This window comes from Pinirhizobacter sp. (genome assembly GCF_035317885.1).
Lineage (GTDB): Bacteria > Pseudomonadota > Gammaproteobacteria > Xanthomonadales > Rhodanobacteraceae > Pinirhizobacter.
Window position 1 is genome coordinate 1 of record NZ_DATHFX010000214.1, and the last position, 5,297, is coordinate 5,297.

The window sequence follows — 5,297 nt, forward strand, 5'->3', positions numbered from 1 at the left end:
CTTCTGGCCGACACCGTCGATGTACAGGTTGCCCGAGGCACCGTTGGTGGCGCCGCCGCGCAGCGTGGTCACGCCTTGGTCGTCGGTCGTGAACGCCATGCCGGGCACGGTATCGGCGAACTCCAGGAAGTTGCGCGACACCTGCGGGATGGTCTGGATCTGGTGCAACGAAATGGTCTGGCCCACTTCCGGGGTCTTGACCTCGTTGAGCGTGCTGGCCGAAACGGTCACGCCCTGCAAGCTGGTGGCATTGACAGCGCCGGGAGCCGCTGCGGCTTCGGCAGTGAGGTTCAACGTGGCGGTGGACGCCACCGTCAGCGTCACCTGCTTCTCGGTGCCGGGGCCTGCGTCCACGGTATAGGTGGCCGGCGGCAGACCGATGATGGTGTAGGAACCATCCGCGCCTACCGTTGCCCTGCGCGTCAGGCCCGTGTCCGGGTTCTTCACCGTCACGGTCGTGCCCGGCGCGGCCTTGCCGCGCAGGTTGGCAGTAGCCGTCTGCGCGAAGCCGACGGTGGGCGCGATGGCGATCGCGGTCACGGACGCAGCGATCACGCTGGCCAGGATTTTTTTGCGGAACTTCACTGCGGTGCTCATGGCTCCCCTCCCAAAATGGCGATGCTTTGAATGTCTTGTTGTCTGGCCCAGGTCGGGCGGGTATCAGGCATCGGCGCCAGTCCCGTCGTCACCGACGGCGAACGCCTGTTTGTTGTTGTGTCGTGCTGCCTCATGCCTCGGTGCCCTCCCCATGCCGCGGGTCAGTGGTACGTCGGTCCTGTCGGTGCTTCCGGTCCCTTATTTCCTGTCTTGCTGAATTTCAACTTGCGGCGTTGCCCTTGCTCAGGTGCAACGCCAGGTCAGGCGTCGGTGGGGGGTGCGTGCCGTCGTCGCGACGGCGCCGAACCACCGCAAGAGGCGCGGACCACGAGCTCGGTGCGTGCCATGTGTCGCGGCGGCACCACCATGTCTTCACCCGATTCGATCATCTGCGCCAGGCGCTCCATGGCCGTCTCGCCGAGCTCGGCGATGCGCACGCGCACCGTGGAGAGCGGCGGCGACACATAGCGCGCCATCGGGATATCGTCGAAGCCGCCCACGGCGATGTCGCCGGGGACGTTGACACCGGCCTCGGCCAGGGCGGAAAGGCAACCGATGGCCATCATGTCATTGGCCGCGAAGATGGCGTCCGGACGGGGATTCATGGCCAGCACCGCCTGCGCTGCGCGGAAACCAGATTCTTCGCTGAAGTCGCCGTTGATGATCAGCTGGCTGGCGCCCAGGCCATTGGCCTCCAGCGCCTCCCGGTAACCGTTCTCACGCTCGCGCACGTCGTTGTTGGCCTCGGGGCCGGCAATGAAAACAATGCGGCGGCGGCCGTGGTCCACCAGGTGCTGCACCATCGCGCGGGCGCCGCCACGGTCGTCGATGTCCACCACCGCATGCCGGTGCCCGGGCACGTGGGTGTTGATCAGCACCGCCGGCGTGGGCGTGGGCATGTTCTGTTCGATGAAGGCTTCATCGGCGTGCGGTGACATCACCAGCAGGCCGTCCACCCTTCCCTGCATCGCGCGCAGCGCGGTGGCCGCTTCCTCGGCGTCGCCGTGGGAGCTGGAGACCAACAGGTGCAGGCCCCGGGCGCGCGCGGCCAGGTCGATGCCGCGGATCAGTTCGGAGAAGAAGGCGCCATGCAAATCCGGCAACAACGCACCGATGGTGTGGGTGCGGCGGGTGATCAGGCTGCGGGCGGCGCTATGCGGCACATAACGCAGGCGCGCGGCCACTTCACGGATGCGCTGCTGGGTTTCGGCGGTGACGCCGCCATGGCCGTTCAACGCGCGCGACACCGAGGCCACGGACACGTTGGCCATGCGGGCGACATCTTTGATCGTCACACTCACGCGTTCGAAACCCCGAGTCGACCCTATCCGGGTGCTGTGGCGCGGAACGTAAACGTTTTCATAGGGGTTTGTAAAGCCAGCGCAAAATGGCGGTTGGTGCGTTGCCACGTAAACGCTTACGTAGGTCTGCCCGAACCCGCCGGTTCGGGGATAACCTTATGATTTACTTCATGTACAGGGGGTGTGAAAGGCGTGCTGCACTGCACCGCAAAAAGTTAGCTGGCGACGGCCCAAACACTGTTCGTATCGCCGCTTCGCGCACGTCGTGAGGTGGCCCGGGCGAGGCTTGCGAAACCCACGGCCATGCCGATGCAGGTGATGTTCACCGCCAGGGCCGCCCCGCCGCCTTCGACGCGCAAGCCATGCAAGGCGATATCGGCGATGGCCACGCCCAGGCTCAAGGCCGCCGTCAGCCACATCAGATCCACCGCCGCACGGGCGGGCCGTCGCCACAGCGTCCAGCCGAACGCCAGGAGCAAGGCGACGAAGAACACCGGCTTGACGATCATCGTGGCGTCGGCCCTTGAGGCCGCGGCCACCAGGTTGGCGCAGAACGTCACCGCGATGGCCGCGCACGAACCCAGGCACAGCCCCACCGTGGCCGTCGCCATCGCGCGGACCTTCAGCGGCTGGTCGGCTGACCGGCGCTTGCGCCGCGATTCGATATACAGAAGGTTGCCCGAGTAGAACAGGAACGCCCCGGCCAGCCCCAGCAGGAAGTACAGCCATTTCACGGCGGTGCCGCCGAAGGTGCCGAAATGCAGGCCGAAGATCGCCGCATAGGTCGCATGGTTGGCGTCGCGTGCGCCGGTCACCTGCACCCCCAGCACGCGTCCATCCACCGCGCTCAGGGCCACGCTTCCGTATTCGCCCAGCGTTTTCCCTGAGCGGCCGCGCACTTCCACCGCGGCGTTGCGGTCGCCGTACTGCAGGTAGCGCATGTAATCGGGGTCGAAACCTTCCGCACCCGAGGCAAGAGCCACGGCGCGCGCCTTCTCCGCGGCCACGTGCGGCAGCAGCATGGGCGCCTGGACCTTGCTGGCGGTGATCATCGGGCTGGCGCCGGTGAGCGAATCTTCCAGCGGCACGAGCTTGCCGTCGAAAGCCATCACGTTGAAGGCCACCATGGCGATGGTCATCAGGCAGATCAACGCACCGGTGATGGCGAAGATCACATGGAAGGGCAAGCTCAGGATGCCGATCACGTTGTGGGCGTCCTGCCACAGACGCTTGAGGTTCCGGCCCGGACGCAGCGCGAAGAGATCCTGCATCAGGTGCGGCAGGTGGATCAGCACACCGCTCAGCAGCGCCACGCCATAGACGATGGACACCAGGCCCATCAGGTAGATGCCCAGCTCCGGGATGCCCAGCGTGTAGTGCAACGAATAGACGAAGTCGGCCAGTCCCTCGTGCTCGTCGCCCTCGCCACGCGGCTTGGCATCGTCCAGGCCCTGCACATGCCAGTCCTTGTCGAACCAGTACACCGCCACTTCATGCGAGGGATGGTCGCCGGGCAAGGTCATGCCGATCTGGGCGCGCGCGGCCGGATGTTCATCCACGATCTTCGCCATCAGCGCGTCGCCGCGCTGGATCAGGTCCGTGGACACCGCCGGTGGATGCGGCACCGCCCAGGTATCGATCTCGTCGTGGAACACGCTCAATGCACCGGCGTAGAACGCGATGAACAGCGCGAAGCCCGCGATCAGGCCGGTCCAGGTATGCAGCTCCGTCAGCCGACGGCGCGTTTCTGCCCTCACGAAGGCAGGCCCGGCAGCGTGCGCTGGGCAATCCACAAGGCCGCGAAAGCCACCAGGTTAGCCAAGGCCATCCAGCCCCAGGCGCGGGCGACGGTGCGATACAGGAAGGCGGCCAGGATCAGCACCATATAAAGAGGAAAGAAGACCACCACCGCCGGCACCAGCACGCGGATGCTGTCGCCGGGCCAGCACAGCACGGCAAGGCCAGTGAGGGCGATGGCCAGGGTCAGGCCCAGCAGGGCGCCGGCGAGGCTGCGGCCGATCACGACCGCCGCTCCCGGGCGGAGGCGGGTTTGAGCCCCCACGCCACGTAGGGAAGGGTGATCGCGCCGAGCATCAGCGCCGACAGCGCGCCGAAGATACCGGGGAGGGTGTCGATGGAGGCGATCGCCAGCGCCAGCGCCGCCACGGCAAGAACCCAGGCGGCGACGCGCGCAGCGCGTCCCGCACGCCGGGCAAGCAGGCGCTGCTGGGTGCTGGCGAGGTACCAGAAGGCCGCGGCCGCGGCCGCCAGGAGGATGGCGAAAGTAAGCATAACGAGAATTATTCTCGTTTAGGGGCGGCTTTTCAAGGGCACAGGGCCCCTTCCCCCGCTCCCGGTCGGCTGCGAAGCGCGGCGCCGGGCCGTGCGGGGCTAGTTGGCTACGAATATTTTTGCTTTGCCCTGTCGATCCAGCCATTCGCCGTTCGACGCTGGGATAGAACCCAAATCCCAATCTCAAACTGGAGAGGGGCTTATGTCGCAACGTGAATCATTGAACCGGGCCGCAGCATCGAAGGATGTCGAGAAGATCACCGTCTTCGGCGAAGGAAGGGGATTCCGGGTGGTCTGGCTGCTGGAAGAGATGGGGCTCCCATACCGGCTAAGGCCCGTGGACCTGTTGGCCGGCGTCGAGAACGACACAGAGTTCCTGGCCATCAATCCCGCGGGTTTCATTCCAGCGATCCGGGACGGCGACGTCACGATGGTGGAGTCCATTGCGATCATGGAGTACCTGATGGCCCGCTACGGGCCGACGCCACTGGCGATCGACCCGCACGATCGGGCCTTCCCCGCTTATCAGCAGTTCCTTCACCTGGGTGAAGCCGGTCTCGCCGCCTCCATCTACTTCGTCGTGGGCGCCCGACTTTTCGGGCCAGAGTCCGAGCGGAAGAACTGGAGCGCTGGCCAGGCGCTGGAAGTTTTCGAAAGCCGTCTGACGTTGGTAACGAGGCAGCTTGCGCGCTCGCCCTATCTTGCCGGCGAGACATTCACGGCAGCCGACATTTCGGTGACCTACGCCCTGAATCTGGCGCAAAGAAATGGAGGCGTCACGCTGGGCGAAGTAGAGCAGTCCTACGTGGCTCGCACCAGCGCACGCGAAGGCTACAAGCGGGCTTTGAGAACATGTCACGCCACAAGGGCATTACTCGCTGAAACACCCAGTCAATGATGTGAATGAAGTTACTGATTGCGGAGAAAGTCATGAGAAAGTTAGTGATGAAAATGTCGATATCCCTGGACGGCTTTGTCGCCGGCCCGAACGGCGAGCTTGATTGGATGTTTCGGTCATCGGCCCCCGATTCCAGGGCGTGGGTCCTCGATGCGCTTCGCGAAGCCGACGCGCACATCATGGGGAGCCACAGCTATGGCGACATGGCG

Annotated in this window: 7 protein-coding genes; 2 read left to right on the forward strand and 5 right to left on the reverse strand. The window is 65.3% G+C overall.

Annotation, left to right across the window (positions count from 1 at the left end; all coding sequences use genetic code 11):
* The 5 genes from VK519_RS06825 to VK519_RS06845 all read right to left on the reverse strand — a co-directional run.
* Positions 1 to 597, reverse strand: a 597-nt coding sequence (locus VK519_RS06825; RefSeq protein ID WP_324348466.1) for a carboxypeptidase-like regulatory domain-containing protein, incomplete at its 3' end; no start/stop codon positions are given.
* A 260-nt stretch (positions 598 to 857) separates the two neighbouring features.
* The gene (locus VK519_RS06830) at positions 858 to 1,898 is read right to left on the reverse strand and encodes a LacI family DNA-binding transcriptional regulator (protein WP_324348468.1); all 1,041 of its coding nucleotides are present in this window, start codon (positions 1,896 to 1,898) and stop codon (positions 858 to 860) included.
* Positions 1,899 to 2,113: 215 nt separating this feature from the next.
* Entirely contained in the window at positions 2,114 to 3,655 is a 1,542-nt protein-coding gene (locus VK519_RS06835) for a PepSY-associated TM helix domain-containing protein (protein ID WP_324348470.1), read from the reverse strand.
* Positions 3,652 to 3,921: a hypothetical protein gene (locus VK519_RS06840; protein ID WP_324348472.1), complete on the reverse strand. Its 270-nt coding sequence runs from the start codon at positions 3,919 to 3,921 to the stop codon at positions 3,652 to 3,654. Before VK519_RS06840 ends, VK519_RS06835 begins: the two co-directional genes overlap by 4 nt.
* Positions 3,918 to 4,190 (reverse strand): hypothetical protein, encoded by a 273-nt coding sequence (locus VK519_RS06845; RefSeq protein ID WP_324348473.1) that lies wholly within the window; start codon positions 4,188 to 4,190, stop codon positions 3,918 to 3,920. Before VK519_RS06845 ends, VK519_RS06840 begins: the two co-directional genes overlap by 4 nt.
* Positions 4,191 to 4,392: 202 nt before the next feature.
* Here VK519_RS06845 and VK519_RS06850 point away from each other — a divergent pair, with 202 nt between their 5' ends.
* The gene (locus VK519_RS06850) at positions 4,393 to 5,088 is read left to right on the forward strand and encodes a glutathione S-transferase family protein (protein ID WP_324348475.1); all 696 of its coding nucleotides are present in this window, start codon (positions 4,393 to 4,395) and stop codon (positions 5,086 to 5,088) included.
* 5 nt (positions 5,089 to 5,093) lie between these two features.
* Positions 5,094 to 5,297, forward strand: a 204-nt coding sequence (locus VK519_RS06855) for a dihydrofolate reductase family protein (protein WP_324348477.1), incomplete at its 3' end; no start/stop codon positions are given.